General features: G+C 42.6%; 24 protein-coding genes and 3 pseudogenes. 16 read left to right on the plus strand and 11 right to left on the minus strand.

Translation table 11 applies throughout. The features are described 5' to 3' along the window. Positions 1-407 precede the first annotated feature (407 nt). Entirely contained in the window at positions 408-635 is a 228-nt protein-coding gene (locus IM319_RS17915) for a hypothetical protein (RefSeq protein ID WP_287736474.1), read from the plus strand. After that, positions 592-894: a type II toxin-antitoxin system RelE family toxin gene (locus IM319_RS17920; RefSeq protein ID WP_353857208.1), complete on the plus strand. Its 303-nt coding sequence runs from the start codon at positions 592-594 to the stop codon at positions 892-894. The genes IM319_RS17915 and IM319_RS17920 overlap by 44 nt, the downstream gene beginning before the upstream one ends. Before the next feature lie 262 nt (positions 895-1156). Here the strand turns inward: IM319_RS17920 and psaK are convergent, their stop codons facing one another. After that, on the minus strand, positions 1157-1423 hold the full coding sequence (gene psaK / locus IM319_RS17925) for a photosystem I reaction center subunit PsaK (RefSeq protein WP_002756861.1): 267 nt from the start codon (positions 1421-1423) through the stop codon (positions 1157-1159). Between the two features lie 120 nt (positions 1424-1543). On the opposite strand from psaK, the gene IM319_RS17930 reads away from it, so the two are divergent. After that, positions 1544-2179 carry a phosphoribosylanthranilate isomerase gene (locus tag IM319_RS17930; protein WP_287736476.1) on the plus strand — a complete coding sequence of 212 codons (636 nt, stop codon included), beginning with the start codon at positions 1544-1546 and terminating at the stop codon, positions 2177-2179. 83 nt (positions 2180-2262) lie between these two features. Here IM319_RS17930 and folE read toward each other — a convergent pair whose 3' ends face one another. The 3 genes from folE to IM319_RS17945 all read right to left on the minus strand — a co-directional run bounded on the left by folE (position 2263) and on the right by IM319_RS17945 (position 4986). Beyond that, positions 2263-2961 carry a GTP cyclohydrolase I FolE gene (gene folE / locus IM319_RS17935; protein ID WP_002738197.1) on the minus strand — a complete coding sequence of 233 codons (699 nt, stop codon included), beginning with the start codon at positions 2959-2961 and terminating at the stop codon, positions 2263-2265. Positions 2962-3010: 49 nt separating this feature from the next. After that, positions 3011-3739 (minus strand): SDR family oxidoreductase, encoded by a 729-nt coding sequence (locus tag IM319_RS17940; protein WP_287736477.1) that lies wholly within the window; start codon positions 3737-3739, stop codon positions 3011-3013. 341 nt (positions 3740-4080) lie between these two features. Then, on the minus strand, positions 4081-4986 hold the full coding sequence (locus IM319_RS17945; RefSeq protein ID WP_287736478.1) for a hypothetical protein: 906 nt from the start codon (positions 4984-4986) through the stop codon (positions 4081-4083). Positions 4987-5030: 44 nt separating this feature from the next. Between IM319_RS17945 and IM319_RS17950 the strand changes: the two genes are divergently transcribed. Further along, on the plus strand, positions 5031-5438 hold the full coding sequence (locus IM319_RS17950) for a hypothetical protein (RefSeq protein ID WP_287685980.1): 408 nt from the start codon (positions 5031-5033) through the stop codon (positions 5436-5438). Positions 5439-5515: 77 nt separating this feature from the next. Further along, positions 5516-5875, plus strand: a complete 360-nt coding sequence (locus IM319_RS17955; protein ID WP_287685990.1) for a hypothetical protein — start codon at positions 5516-5518, stop codon at positions 5873-5875. On the opposite strand, the gene nblS is transcribed toward IM319_RS17955, so the two are convergent. The 3 genes from nblS to IM319_RS17970 form a co-directional block, all read right to left on the minus strand. Further along, a complete protein-coding gene (nblS, locus tag IM319_RS17960; RefSeq protein ID WP_287736479.1) occupies positions 5856-7847 on the minus strand; it encodes a two-component system sensor histidine kinase NblS in 1992 nt (663 codons plus the stop codon). The genes IM319_RS17955 and nblS overlap by 20 nt on opposite strands. Positions 7848-7961: 114 nt before the next feature. Continuing rightward, positions 7962-8309 (minus strand): DUF4359 domain-containing protein, encoded by a 348-nt coding sequence (locus tag IM319_RS17965; protein ID WP_287673449.1) that lies wholly within the window; start codon positions 8307-8309, stop codon positions 7962-7964. Positions 8310-8384: 75 nt separating this feature from the next. Further along, a complete protein-coding gene (locus tag IM319_RS17970; RefSeq protein WP_002800600.1) occupies positions 8385-8564 on the minus strand; it encodes a hypothetical protein in 180 nt (59 codons plus the stop codon). Between the two features lie 443 nt (positions 8565-9007). On the opposite strand from IM319_RS17970, the gene IM319_RS17975 reads away from it, so the two are divergent. From IM319_RS17975 to IM319_RS17995, 5 genes are all read left to right on the plus strand, one after another. Beyond that, positions 9008-10144 carry a glycosyltransferase gene (locus IM319_RS17975; RefSeq protein ID WP_287736480.1) on the plus strand — a complete coding sequence of 379 codons (1137 nt, stop codon included), beginning with the start codon at positions 9008-9010 and terminating at the stop codon, positions 10142-10144. 237 nt (positions 10145-10381) lie between these two features. Continuing rightward, positions 10382-11236: a hypothetical protein gene (locus IM319_RS17980; RefSeq protein WP_287736481.1), complete on the plus strand. Its 855-nt coding sequence runs from the start codon at positions 10382-10384 to the stop codon at positions 11234-11236. 211 nt (positions 11237-11447) lie between these two features. Beyond that, a complete protein-coding gene (locus IM319_RS17985; RefSeq protein ID WP_287685985.1) occupies positions 11448-12647 on the plus strand; it encodes a hypothetical protein in 1200 nt (399 codons plus the stop codon). A 6-nt stretch (positions 12648-12653) separates the two neighbouring features. Then, the gene (locus IM319_RS17990; protein ID WP_287736482.1) at positions 12654-15956 is read left to right on the plus strand and encodes an efflux RND transporter permease subunit; all 3303 of its coding nucleotides are present in this window, start codon (positions 12654-12656) and stop codon (positions 15954-15956) included. 174 nt (positions 15957-16130) lie between these two features. Further along, entirely contained in the window at positions 16131-17696 is a 1566-nt protein-coding gene (locus IM319_RS17995; protein WP_287736483.1) for a cation:proton antiporter, read from the plus strand. Between the two features lie 18 nt (positions 17697-17714). Here the strand turns inward: IM319_RS17995 and IM319_RS18000 are convergent, their stop codons facing one another. Next, entirely contained in the window at positions 17715-18464 is a 750-nt protein-coding gene (locus IM319_RS18000) for an amino acid ABC transporter ATP-binding protein (RefSeq protein WP_271989114.1), read from the minus strand. A gap of 39 nt (positions 18465-18503) precedes the next feature. After that, the gene (locus IM319_RS18005) at positions 18504-18926 is read right to left on the minus strand and encodes a DUF29 domain-containing protein (protein WP_287736484.1); all 423 of its coding nucleotides are present in this window, start codon (positions 18924-18926) and stop codon (positions 18504-18506) included. A 198-nt stretch (positions 18927-19124) separates the two neighbouring features. On the opposite strand from IM319_RS18005, the pseudogene IM319_RS18010 reads away from it, so the two are divergent. The 6 genes and pseudogenes from IM319_RS18010 (at position 19125) to grrA (ending at position 24274) form a co-directional block, all read left to right on the plus strand. Beyond that, positions 19125-20143 (plus strand): annotated as a pseudogene (locus tag IM319_RS18010) (type I restriction endonuclease). A 307-nt stretch (positions 20144-20450) separates the two neighbouring features. Then, on the plus strand, positions 20451-20636 hold the full coding sequence (locus IM319_RS18015; protein WP_287736485.1) for a hypothetical protein: 186 nt from the start codon (positions 20451-20453) through the stop codon (positions 20634-20636). Positions 20637-20694: 58 nt separating this feature from the next. Then, positions 20695-21654, plus strand: a complete 960-nt coding sequence (locus IM319_RS18020) for a NodZ family protein (protein ID WP_287736486.1) — start codon at positions 20695-20697, stop codon at positions 21652-21654. Positions 21655-21727: 73 nt separating this feature from the next. Next, positions 21728-22897 carry a PQQ-dependent sugar dehydrogenase gene (locus IM319_RS18025; RefSeq protein WP_287684518.1) on the plus strand — a complete coding sequence of 390 codons (1170 nt, stop codon included), beginning with the start codon at positions 21728-21730 and terminating at the stop codon, positions 22895-22897. A gap of 88 nt (positions 22898-22985) precedes the next feature. Continuing rightward, positions 22986-23885 (plus strand): extracellular substrate binding-like orphan protein GrrP, encoded by a 900-nt coding sequence (gene grrP, locus IM319_RS18030; protein WP_012266460.1) that lies wholly within the window; start codon positions 22986-22988, stop codon positions 23883-23885. A gap of 14 nt (positions 23886-23899) precedes the next feature. Beyond that, positions 23900-24274 (plus strand): GrrA/OscA1 family cyclophane-containing rSAM-modified RiPP, encoded by a 375-nt coding sequence (grrA, locus tag IM319_RS18035; RefSeq protein ID WP_287736487.1) that lies wholly within the window; start codon positions 23900-23902, stop codon positions 24272-24274. Positions 24275-24332: 58 nt separating this feature from the next. On the opposite strand, the pseudogene IM319_RS18040 reads toward grrA, so the two are convergent. Together IM319_RS18040 and IM319_RS18045 are read right to left on the minus strand one after the other, a co-directional pair. After that, positions 24333-24506, minus strand: a pseudogene (locus IM319_RS18040) (DUF2887 domain-containing protein); the annotation flags it as partial. 29 nt (positions 24507-24535) lie between these two features. Next, a pseudogene (locus tag IM319_RS18045) lies at positions 24536-24800 on the minus strand (DUF2887 domain-containing protein); the annotation flags it as partial.

Below are 24800 nucleotides of genomic sequence, written 5' to 3' on the forward strand. Positions count from 1 at the left end.
ACCAATAAAGCTGAGAGGGAATCCGAACTAGGGAAGTATTCGGAGGTCTGTGCCAGATTGTGTCTCGGTGCGGTAGTCTCTACTTGCGTCGCCTAAATTGGTCTAGGCAAGCCCCGTCCCTTTTAGGGCGGGGTTAGTGACCGGTGTTTTCTCTAGCATCGATCGCTCACTTTTACTTAGTTGCTTAAGCAAATTTTACCAGGCTGACAAAAAAGCCTGAAAAATCAACATAATAACTTCCTAAATTTTACGATCTAATTGCTCATCAAGATGAAGTGTAACCTAATTTGGTATCGACCACCGACTCCCCAAAACGAAAACTGCCTACCTGATCATCAAGATAACTGCTGTAAGAAACCCGTTTTCTTGATCTGCTGCTAGAATTCAAGTAGATTGGAGGAAAATATATGGAGCCGGCAAACACCTTAGATGCTCTAATACTCAAAACCATCATCAAGGAAAGCGTCTGCGAAGTTATGCGGGAAGAATGGTTTAAATTCTTCGAGATTCTGATTCCCTATGTTGATGATATAGAACAGGCTGACATAGAAGCAAACTTTAATCCTGTTGATTACAAAGACGACGACTTCGTTGATATTACAGGCTGGTTTGATCGTGAAGATCAGGATCAGTAAATCAGCCAATAAATTTTTGGAGAAACTAGATGCCAATGGCCGAAAATCTGTTTTGACTAAAATTGGTATTCTCAAAACCTGCCTTGAAACTCAAAACGTTTATCCCCCTGAAGAACTTGATATCAAAAAACTTAAAGGTGAGTTAAAAGGATTCTCCAGAATTCGTGTTGGCAAAATGCGAGTTATTTTTGAAATCGGCAAGGAGACAGACGAAATCTTTATTTATGAGATTAACTTTAGAGGCAATATTTACGATTAATTAAGCGATTAGCAACGTTCGGATTTACCAATTATTTTCGATACTTCTTTCCGCAGCCATCTAACTTTCAGGGGTTAATTTAGCCAATACTGCTTCTTCTTCGTCAGCAAAGTATCCAGCTTTGAGAGTTCAAAAATGAGAAAAATAGGGATGAAGTTGCCTAAAATCTCTTTATGCTTAGTTCTCCTGACTACTGACTACTGGCTCCTTACTCCTCTCTCTGAGGTTTACTGATTACTGGTCACTGATTACTGGTCACTGATTAGAGAATACCTGCATTAGAAAGACCGAGAACCAGTCCCGCACCGAGAATATGGCCAAAACTCATGGTAGCCAATAATTCCGGCAGACCGAAGCTTTTTTTCGAGGCTAACTGCGGCAAGGGTAAAGCAGGACCTGCTCCGGTATTTTGGATGGCAAAATAACCGATAACGAACGCTACTAGGTTAGCTAACGTCATGGTAATGCCGACGGATAAATTCCAGGGAATGGTTTGAGCGGTGGCTAAAAGTAAGGCAGAAGGGATCATTGGCGCTCCAGTCTTGATAAGATTTTGTTAACCACAGGGCATTATAAAAAGCTCTTAACCCGAAACTGCTTTTTGTTTGAATACTTAACAGTTTTTGTAACGTTTTGTGAATAAGATTAAATGCGAATTAAAATTTGCGGCATTACCCAACCAGACCAAGGCCGAGCGATCGCTACTTGCGGAGCTACGGCTTTAGGTTTTATCCTCGTACCTAGTTCGCCTCGTTACGTCAAAATCGAGCAAATTAACGCCATTATCGCCGCAATACCCGACAAAATTGATTTTATCGGGGTTTTTGCCGACGAGCAACCCGAAATTATTCAGCAAATAATTATTAAAACACCCTTGACAAGTGTGCAGTTACATGGTAGGGAATCTCCCGAATATTGCCAAAGGTTGCGGCAATTATTACCCGACCGGGAAATTATCAAAGCTTTGCGGATCAAAGACAGAGAAAGTTGGGAAAAGTCGGCAATTTACTTCAATAGCGTCGATACTTTACTTTTAGATGCCTACCATCCCCAATTGCTCGGTGGTACGGGGCATACCTTAGACTGGCAAGCCTTAGCCAGTTTTTCGCCCCCCTTGCCCTGGTTTCTCGCCGGAGGACTCAACCCCGATAATATTGGTGAAGCTTTAACTCGGCTGCACCCCCAGGGTATTGATGTGTCTAGCGGCGTTGAGCGATCGCCTGGTGATAAAGACCTCAAAAAAGTCGCCCTCTTGCTAGAGCGACTGCAAACATTCCGTTATTAGGGGATAGGGGATAGGGGATAGGGGATAGGGGATGGGGGATAGGGAAATTTCAACTAAATTACCCCATTTCCCCATCTCCGGGACTAGAAGAAATTGGGTTTATGACGGATCAGGTTAAGATACTCCTCGCGGGTTTTTTGCTCGTCTTGGAAGACTCCTAACATGGCGCTGGTGACAGTCCAGGAGCCCGGTTTCTGCACCCCGCGCATTACCATGCACATATGGGTTGCTTCCATGACGACGGCAACCCCTTGGGGGTCGAGAATTTCTTGAATCGCTTCGGCAATCTGACGGGTGAGGCGCTCTTGGACCTGTAAACGACGGGAATACATTTCCACAATGCGGGCCAATTTACTTAATCCGACCACCTTTTGGTTAGGAATATAGGCAACGTGGGCCCGCCCCATGAAGGGTAACATATGATGTTCACAGAGACTAAAGAAGTCAATATCGCGCACTAATACCATCTCATTATGACCTTCATCGAAGATCGCACCATTAACGAGGGTTTCTAGGGATTGTTGATAGCCTTGGGTGAGAAACTGCATCGCTTCGGCCACACGCTTGGGGGTTTTTAATAAACCTTCTCTTTCGGGGTCTTCCCCCACCGAGATCAGGATATTTCTGACCGCATCCATCATCTGTTCTTTGTTTTCGTCGGAAGTTGGATGAATTTGAGCGGTTTTGCCATTGTGGGTGTTGCGATCGGGGCGAGTGGTCACGCGTGCTTGAATAGCGTCGGTTAAATTACCGTTTAAACCGTTAGAAGAAGCTATGGTCATAATGAAGATGCCTGTAGGCGAATTGATTGATAAATAGAAGTATTTCGGGTTATAATGCCCCCGCACTGGGCATAATGGTCATCGTTTCCACTACGGCCTGTTTGGGCAGTAACACCGCTTGCAGAATGGCCTGAGCGATGATATCCGGGGTTAACATGGCCGAGCGATCGAAATCTGCTTTGACGCTATCGCTGTCCCAGATGGGAGTATTGACAGCCCCGGGGGTGATAATCGTGACGCGAATGGCGTTGGCCCGCTCCTCGATGGCTAAAATGCGAGAAAATGCCACTAATCCAGCTTTGCTGACACTATAAGCCCCCCAATCAGGAAAAAAATTATCGGCGGCGATCGAGGAAACATTAACGATCGTGCCTCCCCCCTGTTGACGCATGGCTGGTAAAATCCCTTGCACACACTGGTAAACACTGGTTAAATTCAGGTCGATCACCCGCTGCCAGTCTGACAAAGGTGTGTCGGCCAAGGGGTTTGTGTAACCCATGCCAGCATTATTGATCAGGATATCGATCGGTCCGGATTCTTGGGCGATTTTAGCGATACTAGGAGCTACTTCCAGGATATCTGCCAAATCTAAGGGGTAAGCTTGGGCTGATACGCCTAAATCTGCCGCCATTCCCGCCACGGTTGCCAATCTTTGCTGATCGCGACCGATTAAAACCAGATTAATTCCCGCCTTGGCGAAAGCGAGGGCGGTTTCTTTGCCGATGCCGCTGCCGGCTCCGGTGATCAGCGCTCGCTGTTGACGAATAACAGAGTTCATGGTATAGTTTGAAGTCTCTTAATTCTTGGTAGTTAGGGCAAAATTTTGGCGGTCGGGGGAACCCTAGAAAAGTTTAAGGGAGTTGGGTTAGATCGGAGCAATTTTTCTCGCACCAAAATTGCTGCAGCCCACCCGGGTGGGGGGAAGCATTGACTATCGGGTAGGTTCAAGATTAAGAATCGTTACAAAATTTTACCTAGCCAATTATAGCACTGTTAAGTCAGGGATCACTAATTTTTGTGTATATCTAGATATCTAACCAGCGAGGGGAAAAAGCGGACTGGTGGGCGAGAATTCTTGAGGCTGTCTTTGTCTGTAACTCGCTCCCCCCGCGCTCAAAACTACTCACCAGAGGAGATGGCAGCGGTGGGTTGAGTGCGATTGACAATCACCACTCGATCGCCGATAACGGGACTTCTAGCGAGGAGACTTCCCTCGTTATCCCTCATTTCCAAGCGGCGAAAATCGAGACTTTGGCAACGTTGAAAAACCGAATTAGCCAATTTATCCTGTTGTGATGCCTCCAGACTATACCAATTATCGCCCAAAATAACTACTAGACGACTAGCCAAAAAATCCGCTTCTACGGTAGAAATAATACCGGCGGGATAACGAGTAGTTAAATCGGTAATTTCCTCTTGAATGGCTGCGACTAAACTTTGTTCGGGAGTTAATCGCGGTTTTGCTTTGGTAATCGGGACGGGAATCGGTGCCTCTGGTGCGATTAATTCTGGGGGAGTTTCGATAATTTCCCCGGCAGCCGGGGAAGGACTAGAGACAACTTCAGGCATATTTTCGGCAATTTCCGCCGGATTTTTCGGTAAACTGACCACAGCTACTAATAGGATAGTGACTAAACTTCCTGTTAACAAGCCGGTAATTAACCAATCAGGAATTTTTTCGCTAATTCCCCCCGGTAAAAGTCGGCGAATTTTGCTCAAAATCGTCGTCCACCACCCTTCCACCTGCTCGAAATCCGGTAAAATATCGTCGATTCCCTCCGCTGCTTCGATTGGAGAATCTGGGGTTAAACTTTGCTCAACTCCTGCGAATTCGTCTGGTTTTAAAGCAGCGGCTAACTGTTGCGTTGAGTTAAGAAGATTATCAACAGCAACTTTTGGGGGTAACACTGTCCCCGTTCCCGTGTTAAGTTGGGAAACGATCGAATTTAACTGCTCGATCGCCTCTTGTAGTCGGATCACTGTTTCTGCTTGGCTGAAATTCTCTCGCTCATTTGGTTGAGTCATAATCTTTGTTAACTCGCTGCCATTCTTTTTCAAAATATCATTCTATGCGCCGTTTTCTCGGTTTTTTAACCAGTATTTTGCTTGTCTTCCTGACTGCTTGTGGTAGTGTCACTCCCCCGCAAGAATTTGCCCCCGACGGAGAAATCGTCGCCAAAGCCCTTTTATTACAATTTCGTCACACATCCGATCGCCTTAGTCAATCTTTACAGATCGATGATCCGCAGGTAAAAATTGCTAAAATTAATGTCACCAGTCTGGAACCGCTTTATGTGGGCAATTTACCCGCTTATCACTTGCAGGGAGATTATGATCTAACTCTACAATTGCCCCATCAAAAAGATAGCAAACAACACAACAATTTTGATCTTTATTTACAAAGACAGATCGAGGGGAAAACTTGGCGTTTACTCGAAGAAGTTGCCTCACAATGGCGCAGCTATTTAGTGAAATAACCGGAAAAAGCCCGGGGATTTTGCTATAGTCTATGATCAACAGCAATGATAATCCTCAAAGGGAAAATTTAGCGATTATGATTACCTGTCCTCGTTGTCAGCACAAGGTCGATAGTCAAGCCTTGCAATGTCCCTACTGTTTTAATATTTTCAAGGCCTATGGTCATCCCGGCATGACCCTGCATCAAGCTGTCACCGGCGAGTTTTTATGCCAAACTTGTCTTTATCATGGCGATGATAGCTGTAATTTTCCCCAACGTCCCTACGCCACCAGCTGCACTTTATACAAAAATAGCCAAATGATAGCAGAAAAAATTCCTCCTCTCCCTCTCCCTAGGGTTTTTAAAAATTGGTGTCTCAGAAATAAGGGATTATTGCTATTATTAACCCTGATTTTGGGCAGTATTGCCCTAGCTTTTATAAACTCACGTCGTTAATTTTCTTGCTGGCGATCAAGCCTTGATATAGCTCTAGATCGAACCAGAAAGTTGTGCCAATTCCCACTTCACTAATCAAATTAATTTGACTATAGTGCTTTTCAATAATATTTTTGACGATCGATAATCCTAATCCCGTCCCTTCTAGGGTATGAACGCGATTTTCTACCCGATAGAAGCGATCGAATATGGCACTTTGATCCTCGGCATCGATGCCAATACCAGTATCGGATACTTCCACGCGAATTTTGGGAGTTTCTTGGGGATTATCTCTGCTTATTTTATAGGCACGAATCACCACTTTACCGCCAGCAGGAGTAAATTTTAGGGAGTTACCGACTAGATTAGTTAATACCTGTAAAAGTAGATCATAATGACCTAAAATTGGTAGTAAATTGGCTTCAATTTCCGAGCTTAATTCTAGTCCTTTATCCCTAGCATTGAGTTGATAGGTTCTTAGGGTTTGTTCGATTAATTGTCCGATATCGATCGCATCTAAGTTATAGTTACGGGAGGATTCTAAGCGAGAAAGATCGAGAACATCATTAACCAAACGAGTTAAGCGATCGGTTTCATGATTAGCGGTTTCTAAAAACTCTCTTTTTTCTGTATCGCTGAGATCCTCACCAAATTCTGTCAGGGTTTCAATAAAAGATTTGATGTTAAATAAAGGGGTTCTTAACTCATGGGAAACATTGCTGATAAATTGACTTTTTGCCTCATTTAATTCTGTTTCTCTGGTGATATCCTGTAGCGTCATGGCAATTCCCCGGACATTCTCCCGATGCTGATCGAATACCTGAGTTAACAAAAGGCGAATTGTCCGGGTTTTCGGGTTAGTTAAAGATAATCTAAATTCTGCTGGGGAATAGTTATTATTTTCCTGATCAATAACAGCATTTTTCTGATTTTGATTAGCCGATTCTTCTGGTTGGAGGGTTTCTCCTGCCGCAATTTGATAGAGAGGTTTAGTTAGTCTAACCGTTAACTCCGAAGGAAAAAGATGTAGAACATTTTGACCGATAATTTCCCGATCTTCCCAGCCAAATATTTCCCGAGCTGCGGGATTAATTAATAATAATTGAAAATTCGTATCTAAGAGAATTGCTCCATCAGCAATAGTGGACATTAACGTATCTAGTTTAGCTTTTTCGGCGGTCATTTCTTCGATATTTTGTTCTTCGTATCGTTCTAACTTTTCCGCCATTTCATTAAAACTGAGAATTAATTCTCCTAACTCTCCTCCCAGGGGTAAATCAACGCGCTGCTTAAAATTTCCTGCTGCAATATTTTTGACCCCGACTAATAACTCCTTGATCGGTTTGGTGATAGTTAAAGCATTAAAAACCGCCCCCAGAATCACCATAGCCCAAATCGAGACAAAAACGGCAATAGTCACATCACGGGTTAGATTAGAAGAAGCGACCACAATAGCGTTAGGATTGATCCCGATCGCTAATACTCCCAAATATTTGCCTTCATGATTTAAGGGAACAAAGACATCGGTTACTTCACCGTCGGGGGTTTTATGCTGACGGACGAGGGGAGTTTCCGCATTTTCGCCATAATTTTCTGGTAATTGAATGCGACGCTCAATCGTCAGGGAGTTCTTAACTTCGGCGGTAGAATAGGGAATGCCGAAAAATATCTGACCCTCCTCGTTAGCGTAGATCAAATAACGCACACTGGAGGTACTACTATAAAAACGGGCTGAAAAACGGGCTAAATCGGTTAAATTGTCCTCAGCAATCAGAGGGGAGACATTAGCGGCTAATAACAGCCCTAAATCCCGACCAAAACGGGTATCATTGAGACGGACATCCTGCTGGATCGTGTTAACCGCCCAAAAGGTTAAACCACTCATCAACAAAGAAACGGCTAAAGTAGCCGCGGCCATTAATTTAGTTTGGAGAGTGAACTCGGACCACCAACGGGCGATCGCTTCTCGGAGAATGAGCAGAAAATTAAACACGGTTAGGCAGGATTAATCGGTGTTCTTGAGGAGTCTATCGCTCAAATCGCGGGTTAACACGATCATCTTAACTCATTATTAAGCTGGTAGCGGTTAAGCTGGCAGTAATCTCGCCTAAGTCTCCGAGAAAGTCAAGAAATGCCCAAAAGCGCCCAGAGTTCTAATTTTAGCTACCCCTGGTACTTCTGTGGTGTAAATACTGAACACACCTAAATTTTGCCGTTGACTAGAGGTTTCGATCGCTGGTTTTAAGATTTGATTTTTGATCAGATTTCTGGCTGCCACTGGTAAAGAATCGATCGAGTCACAGAGACTGATTTTCTCGCAAGCGATTTTGTCGGCATGAGCGAGAAGTTTTTCCGAGGCGTATTCGCTGTAAAGTTCTTGGGGTGGATTGGTAAATCCCATAATCCCCGCTACCACCCCCAAGGCGATCGCTCCCTTGAAGAAATTACCCCCCATAGCTACTTAGCTCCTTAATTTTGTCTTCTCCACTCTATTTTGACAAGACATTTTCGATCTGGCTAGGGAGCGGTGTTAATTTCTTAAGCCAATACCGGGTGCATAGCACTCTAGTACATTTCCCGTGAGACTGCAACTAATTAACAGATAATCACAGTGAGAACAGGCGGTGCTAACGAGATGGTGTTCTAAAATATGCTGTCTTTCGGCAAAATTTCCACAATTAGGACAGCGTACCTGTTGCAGGGTGATCATAGCAAACCTCATTAATTAGTTATCTTTTGTATATAAAGCTAGGGCTCTCTTAGATTTGGTGGGTAAAATGTATTCTAAGATACATTACTCCTAGCGAGTGAGTGGAACGAACCACAAAGACACAAAGGACACAAAGATCGATCGATACTATGTAAGTTAAACTGATCACACAGAAACCAGAAGAGCCAAGCTAGTTTTTCTTGATCCCAATCGGTTTAAGTCTATTTTTTCCTTGATCCCCATTATGGAGTCGCTCATCTGATCTTGCTAGTAATTTTTACTAAACTTTGCAATTTTTCTTGAAAATTTTAATAATTTCTTTCTGGTGTTTTTTACCGTGATCGGATATATGTCGGTAATTTTGGGCAAGAGAACCAGTAAGTGAACTTTTAAACTGCCGATCCCTTACTGCTATAATTACGGCTGAGATTATTGATTATCCTATGAAGTACGCTCTGGTTCACGAGTGGTTAACCCCAAAGGCGACGGGGGGATCAGAATTAGTGGTTAGGGAGATTTTACAATGTCTAGAGGCGGATTTATACGCTTTGATCGATTTTGAGTCCACCAATCCCGATAGTTATCTCTATGGTCGCTCGATCGGGACAACTTTTCTGCAAAATTTCCCGAAAGCGAGAAATGGCGTACAAAAATACTTACCTTTTCTTCCCCTAGCGATCGAGCAGTTAAATTTAGAGGATTATGATGTAATTTTATCCTCCTCCCATTGTGTGGCTAAAGGGGTTTTAATTCGACCGGATCAGGTGCACATTTGTTATTGTCACACTCCGATGCGTTATGCTTGGGATTTAACTTTTGACTATCTAGCTAATAGTAAGTTAGGACAGGGATTACCCGGTATTTTCACCCGTTATCTCTTGCATGGGTTGCGTCAGTGGGATGTGATTTCTGCTAATCGTGTGGACTATTTTCTGGCTAATTCCCACCACACCGCTAGACGAATTTGGCGCTGTTATCGACGGGAGGCAAAAGTCATTTATCCTCCCGTACAAATCGAGCGTTTTCCCTACCAAGAGAAAAAAGAAGATTTTTATTTAGTAGTCTCTCGTTTGGTTAGTTATAAAAAAGTCCCTTTAATTGTGGAAGCGTTTAATCAATTGGGATTACCCCTAGTGGTTATTGGAGATGGTCCACAAATGTCTTTAATCCGACAGTTAGCGAGGAATAATATTCAGATTTTAGGTTCCGTGTCCGATCGAATAGTAGCAGAATATATGTCGAAAGCAAAAGCGTTTATTTATGCTGCTTGTGAGGATTTTGGTATTGCTTTAGTGGAAGCGCAAGCTTGTGGTACTCCCGTGATTGCATTTGCTGCCGGAGGTGCTTTAGAAACCGTGCGAGAGCTGCGGGAAAATTCTCCCCAGGGAACAGGATTACTTTTTGGGGAACAAAATCCCCAATCCTTGCTGGAAGCGGTTAAATATTTTGTTGATCACGGTGATAAAATTGATCCAGAAAATTGTCGGCAACAGGCTAATAGATTTACTCCAGAGGTTTTTAGAAATGCTTACAGTTTGTTTATAGAGGAACAAATTAACTTAATGGTCAAACAATCCTAGCACTATAGCTGATCTTATTTTTTGTATTCTCAATTACGATTCACCCACAAATATGAGAATTTATTTTCACTTTTAGCACAGCCGTTTCTCTGATACATGAGGCTTGTTTTTGCCTCTGAAATGCTTGATTAGCCAAGATTAATCCGTACTTCACCTTTACGAGAAGGCCCTGTCTGATTGACAAAATTAGATAAAAAGACGATACTTGTGATCGAAATAATTACTGGATGAGATTCTATGAATATCCCTCAAAAACTGAGTAAAGATGCTTTGATACTGACGGCCGCTATCAATCCAGGAGCTACACCTTACGTCAAGATGTCCGATCCAGAAGAACGATTGTTTCAGTATTTATGTAGTTTAGTTTCCTGGATTCAATTTTCTAATATTTCACCAATTATTTTTTGTGAAAATACTGGCTATGACTACGACTACAGCCAAATTATTCAAATGGCTAAAAATTTTAATAAACATTTGGAAATTTTATTATTTGTAGGTAATAATGAGTCTTATAAATATGGCAAAGGCTGGGGAGAGGGCAAAATTATTGAATATGTATTTAAAAATAGTAAAGTTTTGCATCAGCAGAATCGTTTTTACAAAATTACTGGTCAATATTTTTTAAAAAATTGCAATGAAATCATCGATTTACACCAAGAATATGATAATATTTTCGTTCAAAGTAAAATTCGAGAACAATACTCCGATAGATTATACAAATATCCTCCAAATATTAGCCCAACTGAAGCTTTAAGAATCACCTATCGCTCTTTAAAAAAATCTTTATTCTATCTCAAAACAGGACAGGGATTTAGTAGACCAAACGTGGATTATCGAATTAAAACATTTTTCTATAAAGCTAACATTAGATTTTTTCAAGAAAATCTTCTAAAATCTTACAAAAAAGTCAATGATCCAGAAGGATATGTTCTTGAAAAAGTTTATTGTGATGACTTAAAAAATCGAGACTTTTTACAAAATTTTCTCCTCAAACCTCAATTTATCGGTCGTTCAGGTACAGGAGGACACTTACTCAGCGGCTTAGATTATGACGAATCTATTAAAACACTAGCGAGAAGCTTAATGACTTAATCAAAAGATAAATTTACCTGCTGGTAAATTATAATAAATTTACCAGCTTGTCGAGTTGAGGGAATTTTGTCAGGACGAGGAGAGAAGAATCACGGCTGCATACTAGGAAAGAATCAAAGTTGTTGCTTATATCGACTCAGGTTAGCGAGGACTGTAGGGTTTTTGTAGAATAAATATAACTTGTGATGACAGAAAAGGGAGGATTATAGCCGTGCCTTGGAATCGAGTTAATCAATGGGTAGAAAGACGCTCTTTAGGGGCCTTAGAATCAGCTTATCAGAGAGCGCTGAAAATTAAAGCGATCGAAGATAAACATTTTGGGGGACAAAAAATTTCCCCGGCTGCCGTGGGAGGAAAAAGTGTTTATGATTACTTTCAAAGTACCCTAGAACGAGAATTATTACAGATACGTCTCGATTTAACTCAAGTGCGTCTGGGTAATTTTCTTAACCCGCAAACTAACCCAGAAAATAATAACATCCTAGAGACTTTAAAGGCGATCGAGGATATTATTGGTAAATATCGCCTAGATTTAGAGGAATTGCTGCCCCCATTACCCACAAATCAAACCCCAAATCTGCCTAATGCCAATCTCACTGGTGATACCCCCAGGGATAAAAATAACCAGACAATTTCTCCTGCAACCAGTAATAAATTTTTTAACTTCCGGCAAGAATTAACCCCAGAATACGAACAAACCGTTATTAAACAACTCCGTACCCTGCGACAACAGCAACGGATTGCTATTCGTTTTATCCTGATTATTATTTTAGTTCCTCTCTTGGTGCAGGTTATTAGTAGAAACTTTATTTTTAGCCCTATTTTAAACTATTTTGGTGTGGATAGAGCGAAAATATCAGAAGTTTATATTTCTCAGGAAATTGGCGAAAAATATCTCAGGGAATTTGCTAGACTTCAAGAAATTGAAGAAATCAAGCACGTTTTAGGAGTAGCAAAAGCAGGGCATGAATCAGAAGAAAATTTTCAAGAACAGGTGCAGGAATTATTTAAAGAAGCGGGTTATGAAAGTCAAGATGGTTGGAAAAACTTACTCTCCGATATTACCGGATTAATAGCCTTTATTGCGGTCTTAATTTTTGGTCGTCAACAATTGGCAATTACGCGAGCCTATGTTAGTCGTTATTTTCTCAGCTTAAATGATATCACCAAAGCCTTTATCTTTATTCTCTTTACCGATATATTTGTCGGGTTTCACTCGGCGGAGGGGTGGACGGTAATCTTAGAAACTTTGTTCCGGCACTTTGGTTGGCGGGAAAATATTACATTTATTAGCTTGTTTGTGGCCACGGTTCCCGTTATCCTAGATACCATCTTTAAACTATTAATATTTAACTATCTGACTCGCAAATCTCCCACCGCAGCGACTATCCTAGAAAAGATGAACCAGTAACGCCCTATGATCCTTAGTATTGCCGATACCTTCATTAAAAGACCCGTTCTGACCACAGTTTGCTCGATTTTAATCGTTTTGCTCGGAGCGATCGCTATTCCCTTTTTACCCCTAGAAAAACTGCCCCAGTTGGCATTTATTCAGGTAGCGGTAAATGCCAACTATTTGGGAACCGATGCCAAAACCGTACAGGATAACGTTACCACGGTACTCGATCGGCAGATTAACGGGACAGAACAGATTGTTTATATGCAGTCCCAGAGTACCAACACCGGACAAAGTACGGTGAATGTCTTTTTCCCAGTGGAAATGGATCGTAACATTGCCCAAGTCTTGGTACAAAACCGCGTCAGTACCGCCGCCGCTAGTTTACCGGAAGAAGTGAACCGGCAGGGGGTGACAACCAATACCCAATCCCCCAGCGTTACCCTTGCCTACGGGATTTCCGCCAAACCGGACGAAAAGGGCAATTATCCCTACGATACGGTCTTTTTAAGTAACTTTGTTGATCGGGTCATCGATGCGGAGATTCGCCGGATCGAGGGAGTTGGTAGTACAACAATCATCGGAGAAAGGGAATACGCCCTGCGTTTTTGGCTTAATCCTGATGCTTTAGCCGCTAGGAATGTATCGGCGGCCGAAGTAGTACAGGCAATCCGAGAACAGAATATTCAGGTGGGTGCAGGGACAATTGGCGGTGATCCCAGTCCCGAGGATCAGCAATTCCAGATCGCCATTCGCGCCGTTGGTAGGGTTGCCACCGGGGAGGAAGCGGAAAATATCGTCGTCAAAGTCGGGGAAAATGGCGATTTAATCCGAATTAAAGACGTAGGACGCGCAGAAATCGGAGCCGAAAGCTACAGTACCGCCGCCTATTTCGACAAATCCCCCGCCGTTGTCTATATCGTCTATCAGTTACCCGGTTCCAACGCTTGGAATACTGCCAAACTGGTAAAAGAAAAAATGGCGGAACTAGAACCAAGTTTCCCTCCGGGGTTAAATATCGCCATTACCCTCGATAATACCGCCTTTGTCGCCGCTTCCCTGGAAGAAGCCTTTAGCACTCTGGTTGAGGCGATTTTACTGGTTATTCTAGTCATTTTTATCTTCCTTCAGGATTGGCGCACCACGATCATTCCGGCGATCGCTATTCCCGTATCTTTGATCGGAACCATGGCCGTCGCCCTGGCTTTAGGCTATTCTCTCAATAACCTCTCCTTGTTTGCCGTCATTCTGGCCACCGGTTTAGTGGTGGACGACGGCATCGTGATCGTAGAAGCGGTATCGGAAAAATTACGGCAGGGAATGCGGCCATTTCAAGCTGCCCTTGATGCCATGGGCGAGTTAACCTCGGCGGTGATTGCTAGTTCTCTCGTACTACTAGCGGTGTTTATTCCCGTCACCTTCTTCCCCGGTACGGTGGGGATCGTTTATCGACAATTTGCCGTCATCATCTCCGCTTCAATTATCATCTCCACCTTTAACGCCCTCAGTTTTTCCCCCACCATGTCGGCGATTATCATGAAAGCGCCCCAACGTACCCGCGGACCCTTGGGACTGTTTTTCCAGGGCTTTAATCGGGGTTTCAACGCAGTTAAAGAGGGCTATCGAAGCTCGATCGAATTCCTGATCCGCATCCGGTTTCTGGTGTTACCCTTCTTTATTGCCGCCCTCTTTCTCACAGCTTGGAGTTATAGCACCACTCCCCAGGGTTTTATCCCCGAAGAAGACCAAGGTTATGCCTTTATCCTCGTGCAAGCACCCCCCGGGGTTTCCTTGCGCTACACCGACCGGGTTATCCGTCAGATTAACGAAGAAATTCTCGACGGTATCGAAGAAATCGATCACTTTGTCGGGATGGCGGGCTTTAGTTTTGCCGGAACTGGCAGTAACCAAGGACTATTTTTTGTCAAGTTAAAAGAATGGTCGGAACGGCCTGGCGAAGATAAGTCGGTTTTCGGGATTCTTAGGAAAATTAACCAACAATTAGCCACTAAAGTCCCAGATGCTCGCGCTTTCGCCGTTAATGCGCCCCCCGTGGATGGATTAAGTTCTACCGGCGGTTTCGAGTTATTTATCCAAAACCGCGCTTCTTTCCCCATGGACGCTTTGATTGCCAACGCTAATAAAGTCATGGCCGAGGCCCGAACAAGACCGGAATTATCGGGAATTTTCACCCAATTTACCACCGACACGCCGATGCTGGAACTTTCCATCAATCGCAACCAGCTACAGGCGCAAAACGTCGATATGCAGGCCGTTTTCGCTACCCTGCAAACCTATCTCGGTTCCAACTTCGTCAACCAATTCGTCTTGGGCGATCGCTTGTATCGAGTCTTTGCCCAAGCAGAAGCGGATTATCGTTCTAATCCTGAAGATATTAACCGTCTTTACGTCCGTTCCCGTACCGGGGCCAATATTCCCCTATCGGGTTTAGTTAGCGTCAAACGCTTCACCTATCCACCGATTATCACTAACTTTAACCTCTATCCCTCGATTAACGTTCAGGGTAATCCCGCCCCCGGTTTTAGTACGGGACAGGCGATCGCAGTGATGGAAGATGTTTGTCGGAAAGTCCTGCAGCCCGGTTTCGGTTACGCTTGGACGGGTACAGCTTTCCAAGAAAAAACTTCCGCCGGGGCTGCTCCAGTTATCTTCGGATTAGCCTTTATCGTGGTTTTCCTCGTCCTTGCAGCTCAGTACGAAAGCTATATCGACCCGATTATCATCATGATTACCGTTCCCCTAGCGATCCTAGGTGCCATGGGGGCCTTACTGTTGCGGGCGAATTTCCTACAAGTGGGTAGTCTGTTCCCGGCGGTGAATAATAATATCTATGCTCAGGTGGCTTTGGTCATGTTGATCGGTTTAGCGGCAAAAAATGCGATTTTAATCGTGGAATTCGCTAACCAGTCCCGTACTTTGGGTTTAAGTATTCCCGATGCGGCAGCTCGGGCCTCGACGGAACGCTTAAGACCGATTCTGATGACGGCTATTTCCGGTTTAGTTGGTTTCTTGCCCTTGGTTATCGCTTCCGGTGCCGGAGCGATGAGTCGTTGGTCCCTGGGAACTGCAATCCTAGGCGGTTATCTGATTTCCACGGTGTTGAGTTTATTTCTCGTCCCGGTGTTGTATGTGCTGATCAAACAGTTCGAGGCCCGATTCCTCTCCTCGAAACCCCCGAAAAGTGGCGGTTCTGGCAATGGTAAAACTCCCTCTCTCGGTGGGGAAAGGAATACATCAGAAACCTCCATAGAAGAAGGGGCCATTTCCGCTTTGAAAATCTCTCCTCAGTCAACGAATGACTAGGGTGTTAGGAGCTTTTTTCAGTGATCAGTGATCAGTAAACAGTAAACAGTGAAAAGACAGTAGGAAACTGCTATTTAATACTGCACACTTAAAAACTCAAATCTGATAACTGATAACTGATAACTGATAACTGATAACTGATAACTGATAACTGATAACTGATAACTGAAAATAATGACCCTAGAATCTACTGCTAACGAAGCGATCGCTCATAATTTAGAGCAATTCCTGCTGGTTTTGACCATTTCCTTGAGTGTCGCCACTTTATCGAGAACCGTTGCCTTCCTCCGCAAAATTCCCTACACCCTGCTGTTAGTTATTGTCGGTATGGGTTTAGCTTTTTTAGATTTGCGTCTAGTTAATCTTTCCCCGGAATTAATTCTGGAAATTTTTCTGCCTCCCCTCCTTTTTGAAGCCGCTTGGAATATTCCCTGGGCTAAATTAAAGGCATATTGGGTTACTATCGTCCTTTTTGCCGTTATCGGGGTGATTATCTCCGTTTTGGGAGTCGCCTATCCCCTACATATTTTTGCCAATTTACCCCTATCGATCGCTTTTCTGTTGGGTGCTGCCCTAGCTGCCACCGATCCCGTCTCTGTAATTGCCCTCTTTAAAGAATTGGGGGCCAGTAAAAAACTGACGATCCTGATGGAAGGGGAAAGTCTCTTTAATGATGGGGTCGCTGTGGTCGCTTTCGTCCTCTTGGTAGGGATTCCCTTGGGAGTCGATACCTTTTCCGTCCCCGTCACGATCGCTCGTTTCTGCACCTTTGTGGGGATTGGGATCGGTGTCGGTTGCGTGATCGGTTTCGGCATTTCCTACCTTACCCAACGCTTCGATCTGCCTTTTGTGGAACAGTCCCTGACTCTAGTTTCTGCTTACGGAACCTATCTTGTCACGGAAAAATTAGGCGGATCCGGTGTGATTGGGGTGGTAATTGTCGGGATTATTCTCGGTAATCTCGGTTCGCGCATTGGTATGAGTCCCCGTACGCGCTTGGTAGTTAGCGAATTTTGGGAATTTATCGCCTTTTTTGTCAATTCTATCATCTTTTTACTGATTGGCGATCAAACCCGTTTTGAGAGTCTCGGCAGTCATTTAACTGGGATTTTAATAGCGATCGCCGCTATGGTGGTTTCCCGTCTGTTCTCAATTTTTGGACTAGGGGGAATTAGTAACCTAATTACGGGCAATCAGATCAGTTTTAAGGAAAGAACGGTGTTATGGTGGGGAGGATTGCGCGGTTCGGTTTCGATCGCCCTAGCGTTAAGTGTTCCTACTACTATCCCCTACCGTCAAGAAATTATTGACGTGGTTTTTGGGGTGGTTTTATTTACTTTATTGGTGCAAGGATTATCTATACAATGGCTGTTAAATTTCCTCGATCTTATTGGTGATCAACCGATTCGCACCGAATATTCGGCCTTAATTGCTCGTCAAATTGCTTTAACTAGGGTTGCCAATTATCTGCAACAACCAGAACGTTTTCCCGATATCGATCCCGAATTTTATCGCTACAAAAAAACTCTGGTGGAAGGACAATTAAAGTCCTTAGGCGATCAGTTGCAAAAATTACTACAGCAACACCCACAATTAAAAGATGTGGTAGCCGAACAATTTCAAGATACTTTACTCGATATCGAAGCTAATACCTACGCAGAATTAATTAGAGCCGGTCGTTTAAATGAAAATCTCGTTCCCCTTTTAGTCGAGGTAGAAGCAGAAAAAGAGATGGTTTAATCATCAAGTCATGGAAAATCAAAGAATTTTTGCTAAAAATTGCTGAGTTCGATCGGATTGGGGATGATTAAAAAATTCTGCTGGGGGGGCAATTTCTAAAATTAAACCCTGATCCATAAATACCACTCGATCGGCCACTTCTCGCGCAAATCCTACCTCGTGGGTGACACAAACCATGGTCATCCCCGATTTGGCTAAACTTTGCATCGTTTCCAAGACTTCTCGTACCATTTCTGGGTCTAAAGCTGAGGTCGGTTCATCGAATAACATCACCTTCGGCTGCATGGCCAAAGCGCGCACGATTGCCACCCGCTGCTGTTGTCCTCCCGATAACTGAGGGGGATATTTAAGCGCTTGTTCGAGAATACCGACTTTTTCGAGGAGTTTTGTCGCTATTTCCTCCGCTTGCGCTTTTTTACAACCGCGCACCCACATCGGTCCGAGGGTGACATTATCTAATACCGTCAGATGGGGAAAGAGGTTAAATTGTTGAAAAACCATCCCGACTTCCTGACGGATTGCCTCGATATTTTTCAGGTTGTGGGACACAGTTATTCCGTCAATAATAATGCGGCCTTTTTGATAGGATTCTAACCCGTTAAAAGTGCGAATAAAGGTGGATTTTCCTGAACCGGACGGCCCCATAATCACCACAACTTCCTGTTTATTAACGGTGAGATTGACTCCCCGCAAAGCATGAAAGCGGTTATCGTACCATTTTTCCACAGCTTCGGCAATTATAATCGGTTCACTGTTGTGAGAGTCCATATTTTTGAGAGTTTATTGATTATCTGTATCGGGAAACCACTATTTCTCAAGAATTTGTGTCAGAGAGTAGGGACAAATTATCGGTAAATTTTTTAATCCTGTCTTTTTTTCGGCAATTAAGCGAGCGTTTTCATAGATATTGTCTAACTCTAGTTCTAGAAATTTGCTTAAATTGGTGGTGAGCTTATCTTCTAATTGTACTCGAAAAGTGATAATCTCTGCTGCCCAATAATTACTATTTCTTGCTCTTTCTGTTGTCCAAAATTGATAGAGTAGCAGCTGGATTATTATTGGTAAACTTAAACTTTTAACAGCAGTTTTTTCGCTTCGTACCCAAGCTGCCAACTCCTCGATTAAATGTTCGTAATCTACCCGATCAAACTGACGATTTTTTAATAACTCGATCGTCTCGCTTAACCAGCGATCATACTCCCGTTCATAAAGCTGTTCTAAAGCAAGCATTGTCTTTGATCAAATGGGGACATTATTAAAAATAACCCATTCCTAGAAATGATAGCACAAAAGATGCGGTTGATTAGTGTAAATATTTTTGAATTAATGATGATGACAGTCAAAAATGCTTGACCATGAGGTAAAAAAAAGGTTAAATTATGGTTAGGCTGAGAACATGACCCACACATCCTAGATAATAAGGCTATCATGGAAATCGATAAACTCAAAGAAATTGCCCAAAAAGTTGAAACCTCTCGTTCTCAAATCCAAAACGAACAGGCAACCAAAACAGCTTTTATTATGCCTTTTTTGCAAGCATGGGGTTACGATGTGTTCAATCCCATGGAAGTTCACCCCGAATATAGTGCCGATTTAACTGGATTAAAAGGGGAAAAAGTAGATTATGCTATTTGTTTGGACAATCAACCGATTATTTTGATGGAATGTAAAAGTTGTCATCAAAATCTTGAGCATCCTAAACATAGTTCCCAACTGCATCGATATTTTAACGCAACTGGAGCTAACTTTGGAGTTTTAACTAATGGGATTATCTATCGGTTTTATACGGATATCGTCAAGGATAATATCATGGACGATAAGCCATATCTAGCTTTAATTCTGACGAACTAGAAGAGGTTGCTCGCAATTTATTGTACACAAAAGAAGTTAAAAAAGTGATTGCCCAGCAATTAAATGATCCTTCCCCCGAATTTGTTAAGTTTTTTGTTAGTCATGTGTATTCTGGAGTGAGAACTGCATTGGTTGTTGAAAAATTCACAGAAATTATTAAGCATTCTCTCAAAGAGTATATCAATGATATCATCAAAAAAACTGGACAAAATCCTCCTGATACACCAGCAGGAGAAGATCCTCCACCAGAAGAACCAGAGGAACATGGAATTAATCCCGAAAAACTGGAAGTATTTTACATTATTAAATCAATTCTACGGGAAGAAATCAATACCGCACGCATTCAATTCAAAGACACTAGAAGTTATTTTGGTATCAACTTAGATGGAAAAGTAACTAAAACAGTCTGTCGTCTGCGCTTCCATGAAAGAACTGGTAAGAAATCAATCAGTATTCCCGATAATGTCGAAACTGGTAAAGAAGCAACCACAAATATAGACAGTCTTGATGAAATTTATGGAGTCGCTGAATTTCTGAAATCTCGCATCCGCTATCTGACTCAAGATACTTATAAAAGCAAGTCAGAAAAAACATAAAGTATCTAAAATAATTATCCCCTATCTCTTTAATGACCGATAGGGGTTTTTAAGGATATGATTTTTAGTAATCGCTGATTATGGTTGTAAAATTTTATCTAGGGATAGGAAGCTACGGTTAATAAGTGGTCATGAAAAGGAGATAGGATATCCGAACATTATAATAAAAGTTTTCTCTCAAGTTAAGGTCAAACAATTCTAGCTGGGAGTTATCGAAGTGTAATTAAGCTTGACAAACTCAAATTAAGGTGTTAATATATAGGGCGTGATTTGTACAGATGTTAAAAATTTTGTTTTGCGGTAGTCTATGAATTTAACAAATTTACCAATGTCTCTTGATGAAGTGCCTTTACCTAGTTCTTTGCCGCCAGTTATTTTAATAGTTTTTACTCGTCCCGATCTACTCAAGGAAGTTTTAAAGGGTTTAACCCAACAGACTCTATCTGAGTCGCCTAGAATTTGTGAAGCTATTTATGGCTCACTCCCCCTTTAGTTTGAAAAGAGCTCGCCGTCGCCTAGGTTTATAGTTTAGTAGATACTTAATAAAAAATATGAATAGCTCTAGAAAATTTCTGATTTGTAAAGGTTCCTCTGGCATGGGAAACCGAATTCTGGCCGCCTGTGGTGCAATAATCTATGGTGAAATTAGTAATCGCCAGTTAGTTATTGATTGGCGGGATAATACTTATTGTCATGACAATATCAATTCCTTCCCTCTATTTTTTAACTGTCCAAAAACCGCTTCAGTAGAATCTATACCTGATAGCAAGTCTGTCTATCCTGAGATATGGATTGATAAGTTAGATCAATCTTTTGGTGGACTAAGAAAAGATTTAAGGATTTCGGATCAATCTATGTCGGTTGAATTATCTAGAACAAATTATGAGAGTGAGATTCTGGTTTTCTGTGCCTATACTCATAAAATCAACCAGATGAGACAACTTTTTCATGGCAAGTTCGATTACTTGGCAAAAATGGATGATTGTACTATTATCAAACAGGTATTAAACTCTCATCTAAGCCTGAAACCTGAAATTGTTCAGTCTATCGAAGATTTCAGATCATCTTACTTTGGAGTGAATACCCTAGGCGTTCATGTCAGATACACAGACATGAAGATTCCTTTAGATAAGCTAATTACTAATACTAAAAAAATCAACAAAAACAATAAATTTAACAGCATTTTCTTGTCCACAGATTCTCAAGAAGTTGTTGAAAAATTTCAACAGGAGTTCCCAAATATTATCACCACCCCAAAATGGTTTCCACCCTCAGGAGAAAGAATGCACCAGAACTGGGATCAATGTCCCGATCGCGTTCAAAATGGCATAGAAGCATTAATGGATATGTATTTGTTAGCCAGTTGTAATGATTTGATTTTTTCTTCACAGTCCTCCTTTGGTTTAGTGGCATCAATCCTAAGTAAAGCGAGTAAACAACATCTCCATGATGTGAATTCTTCTTCATTCATTGAAAAAGTAAAAGCGAAAATTAGAGGTATTGCCAAATAGTTTGTACGAGCAATTAACCCGAACCAACCTTAATGATGTCTATGCTATGGCAAACTTGGGGAGTTACCAACTAATGCTTAATTCTCTCAATCGCATTTTCTCGCCTTTAGTATCTAGCGTTTTGCTTACCATAATTATCTCCAGTTGTCAAGGAACAAATGTATTAACTTCGGCAAATAATTCCCAGACCAATCAATGGCAAAAAGTGACCGTAATCGAGGGTTTAGAGCATCCTTGGTCGATGGTTTGGCTACCTAACGGGGAAATCCTGATCACAGAGCGCCCCGGTCGTTTAAGAGTGGTTAGAGAGGGTAAATTAGACCCAAAAGCCATCGCTGGAGTTCCCGAAGTTTTTGCCGTCGGACAAGGAGGACTGCTCGATGTGGCAATTCATCCCCAATTTGCCCAAAATCGCTGGATTTATCTAACTTATGCCCACGGAGACCAGGAGGCTAATCGTACCCGCGTCGCTCGTGCGGTTTATGATGGTACAAGTTTGCGAGATGTGCAGGTTATTTTTGAAGTTTCCCAGGCAAAAACCGGCTCTCAACACTTCGGTTCGCGGTTATTATGGCTACCGGATGGCACTTTATTGGTAGCGATTGGGGACGGGGGTAATCCTCCCCTACAATTAGCGGGAGATTTAATTAGAAAACAGTCCCAAAATCTGCAAAGTCATTTAGGTAAAATTATCCGCATCAATGACGATGGTTCTCTACCTAAAGATAATCCTTTTGCGGGTTCTAAAATTTGGAGTTATGGTCATCGGAATATTCAAGGAATCAGCTTTGATCCAATGACTAAAAGAGTCTGGGCAACAGAACACGGAGCAAAAGGAGGGGATGAATTAAATTTAATTGAAAAAGGTAAAAATTACGGTTGGCCAGTGGTTTCTGCCAGTCAAGAGTACGGCACTAATACCCCAGTTTCCAGCAAAAAATCTCGCCCCGGGCTGATCGATCCGAAAACAATTTGGACACCTGCGATCGCTCCTTCGGGATTGGTCTTTTATACCGGTAATCGCTTTCCTAATTGGCAGGGAAATTTATTCGCCGGTGGTTTAGTTTCCAGGGATATTCGCCGTCTGTCAGTGGATAAATCCGGTGAAATTATCAATCAAGAAGCGATTCCCATCGGTCAGAGGGTGCGGGATGTGCGTCAAAGTCCCGACGGATTTTTATACCTGCTCACCGATGAAGGTAACGGTCAATTAATTCGCCTTGAACCGCCATCTAATTTGTAAAAGTTCACAGAAATTATTATGGAAACCTTGAAGATTTTTTAGCGAATTCTAGTATAGTTATGTTTGTACGGGAGCAAGCACTCGATTTATGAAGAAAATTTTACAGTTAGTGGGACTAGGTTGTATATTACCTATGTTCCTCGCTAGTGCAAGTTTAGCGGAAACAGTGGTGGAAAAAGTGGCTCGCACGGGATTTTTGACCGTAGGAACCCGTTTTGATGCGATTCCCTACTCCTACATCGATGATAAAGGGGAATTAGTCGGCTATTCTATGGATGTGTTAGAACGAATTAGAAAACGATTGGAAACTCGTCTCGGTCGTCCCGTCACCCTGCAAATGATTGAAGCTAATCAACCCGGAGAGAAAATTAATCTCATTCGTAGCGGGGAAATCGATATCGCTTGTAGTACGGCTTTTACTTGGGAAAGGGCGAAAGTTGTCGATTTTTCCATCAGTTACAGCATTTCTGGGATTAGGATTTTAGCTAAAAAAGGTAGCAATCTCTCCACTCCTCAATCCCTAATCGGTAAACGCATCGCCTTGGTTCCCACTTCTGCGGCCGTGGATGTGATTAAATTAGTACAACCGCAAGCGACAATTGTTACTACCTACAGCACCGTAGAAGAAGCGATCGAAGCTTTAAAAACCGGTAAAATCGACGCAATAGCGGGGGATAGCATTTCTTTAGCGGGAACAATCCTCAGAGATAACCCTAAAATCTACGAAATCGTCCCCGAAGAAGCTCTAGCTAATTTTGGCATCGCTTGCATGGTTCCCGAAAATAACTCTACTTTTTTGGATGATGTCAACTATGCCATTGTTAAAATGATGCAGGATTACATCACCAATGATACGGCTACCGTTAGTCAAATCGATCGCTGGTTCGGTAGTCAAGGCATGGTTCCCATCCCCCCAGAATTATTAAAGGGGTTTTTTGCCTTCAAAGTTATCGAACACGCCCAAATTAATCCCCAAGAAGCCAAATAGGAGCATAAATTCAGGTGAATATTCGCAATAAAACCGGTTTAGTCGGCTTTCTTCTCGCTTTATCTGCCTTCAGTCTGACTAGCACCGCTCAGGCCGCCTCAGACGAGGCTAATCCCATTGAAGCGCGTTTAAGTCGTCTATCTAGCGCTGTACGCGAACGGGTTAACCAACTGCCGGAAGGTACTGCCGATCCTAGTTTACAAGCTTTAGGCTGGGGAGATGGTGGCAATCGCGGTTGGGGGAATAGTCGTGCCGGTGGTTGGGTAGATGGTCGCGGTGGTAGTTTCGTTAATGCGCGGCCCTGGCGTAATGGTTGGTCTGACGGTGGCGGTTTCTTTAATTCCCGACCGCGCTGGGGTAATGGTGGCGGTTTCTTAAATCGTTGGTAAGTAAGGTTGGGTGAGGGGATAACTTTATCCTCGTCCCAACCCCAGTTTTACGATTAAATCTAGGGTGATTATTTTGCGGCAGAAAGACTCCATCAAGGCGAAAGGAAAGTTGTTTGACTTCCACTGAGTCAAAGCGGTAGTTATTCGCTTCGCTGATAGGGAGTTGAATTAATTCAAAGAAGATAGAGGGGAAAGATTGCAAGAGTTGATAAAAAATCGTGTCAGTTTTCATGCTCTTATTTTAAAATGCGATCGCATTTTTTATGTCCCGTTTTGTATAGCTCTAACCTGTTCAACCTCTAACTCTAACGCGGATGCGACTTGCTCAACACTTAACCCTAAGGCTAACAAACGAGGGACAGCCTCTAATGCTTTGTTTAGTCTGCCTTCCTGACGCGCTTCCTCGCGCACATCTTGAAAATACTGAGTTTGTTTTAATTCATCTAAACTAAACATAGTTTCTATCTCCCGACGATTGAGAAGCGGTAACTTATAAACAAGAATCGTCTCTATTAATTGTAAGAGT

This window comes from Microcystis sp. M113S1 (assembly GCF_020246945.1).
Lineage (GTDB): Bacteria > Cyanobacteriota > Cyanobacteriia > Cyanobacteriales > Microcystaceae > Microcystis.

Coding starts and splice junctions, on each gene's coding strand:
- IM319_RS18000 (WP_271989114.1), bottom strand. CDS start 18,464: ATGGACTCTCACAACAGTGAACCGATTATAATTGCCGAAGCTGTGGAA.
- IM319_RS17940 (WP_287736477.1), bottom strand. CDS start 3,739: ATGAACTCTGTTATTCGTCAACAGCGAGCGCTGATCACCGGAGCCGGC.
- IM319_RS17970 (WP_002800600.1), bottom strand. CDS start 8,564: ATGATCACCCTGCAACAGGTACGCTGTCCTAATTGTGGAAATTTTGCC.
- IM319_RS18005 (WP_287736484.1), bottom strand. CDS start 18,926: ATGCTTGCTTTAGAACAGCTTTATGAACGGGAGTATGATCGCTGGTTA.
- IM319_RS17955 (WP_287685990.1), top strand. CDS start 5,516: ATGATTACCTGTCCTCGTTGTCAGCACAAGGTCGATAGTCAAGCCTTG.
- IM319_RS18015 (WP_287736485.1), top strand. CDS start 20,451: ATGAATTTAACAAATTTACCAATGTCTCTTGATGAAGTGCCTTTACCT.
- IM319_RS17930 (WP_287736476.1), top strand. CDS start 1,544: ATGCGAATTAAAATTTGCGGCATTACCCAACCAGACCAAGGCCGAGCG.
- IM319_RS17945 (WP_287736478.1), bottom strand. CDS start 4,986: ATGACTCAACCAAATGAGCGAGAGAATTTCAGCCAAGCAGAAACAGTG.
- IM319_RS17975 (WP_287736480.1), top strand. CDS start 9,008: ATGAAGTACGCTCTGGTTCACGAGTGGTTAACCCCAAAGGCGACGGGG.
- IM319_RS17980 (WP_287736481.1), top strand. CDS start 10,382: ATGAATATCCCTCAAAAACTGAGTAAAGATGCTTTGATACTGACGGCC.
- IM319_RS17915 (WP_287736474.1), top strand. CDS start 408: ATGGAGCCGGCAAACACCTTAGATGCTCTAATACTCAAAACCATCATC.
- psaK (WP_002756861.1), bottom strand. CDS start 1,423: ATGATCCCTTCTGCCTTACTTTTAGCCACCGCTCAAACCATTCCCTGG.
- folE (WP_002738197.1), bottom strand. CDS start 2,961: ATGACCATAGCTTCTTCTAACGGTTTAAACGGTAATTTAACCGACGCT.
- IM319_RS17995 (WP_287736483.1), top strand. CDS start 16,131: ATGACCCTAGAATCTACTGCTAACGAAGCGATCGCTCATAATTTAGAG.
- grrP (WP_012266460.1), top strand. CDS start 22,986: ATGAAGAAAATTTTACAGTTAGTGGGACTAGGTTGTATATTACCTATG.
- IM319_RS17950 (WP_287685980.1), top strand. CDS start 5,031: ATGCGCCGTTTTCTCGGTTTTTTAACCAGTATTTTGCTTGTCTTCCTG.
- IM319_RS17965 (WP_287673449.1), bottom strand. CDS start 8,309: ATGGGGGGTAATTTCTTCAAGGGAGCGATCGCCTTGGGGGTGGTAGCG.
- IM319_RS18025 (WP_287684518.1), top strand. CDS start 21,728: ATGCTTAATTCTCTCAATCGCATTTTCTCGCCTTTAGTATCTAGCGTT.
- IM319_RS17990 (WP_287736482.1), top strand. CDS start 12,654: ATGATCCTTAGTATTGCCGATACCTTCATTAAAAGACCCGTTCTGACC.
- IM319_RS18020 (WP_287736486.1), top strand. CDS start 20,695: ATGAATAGCTCTAGAAAATTTCTGATTTGTAAAGGTTCCTCTGGCATG.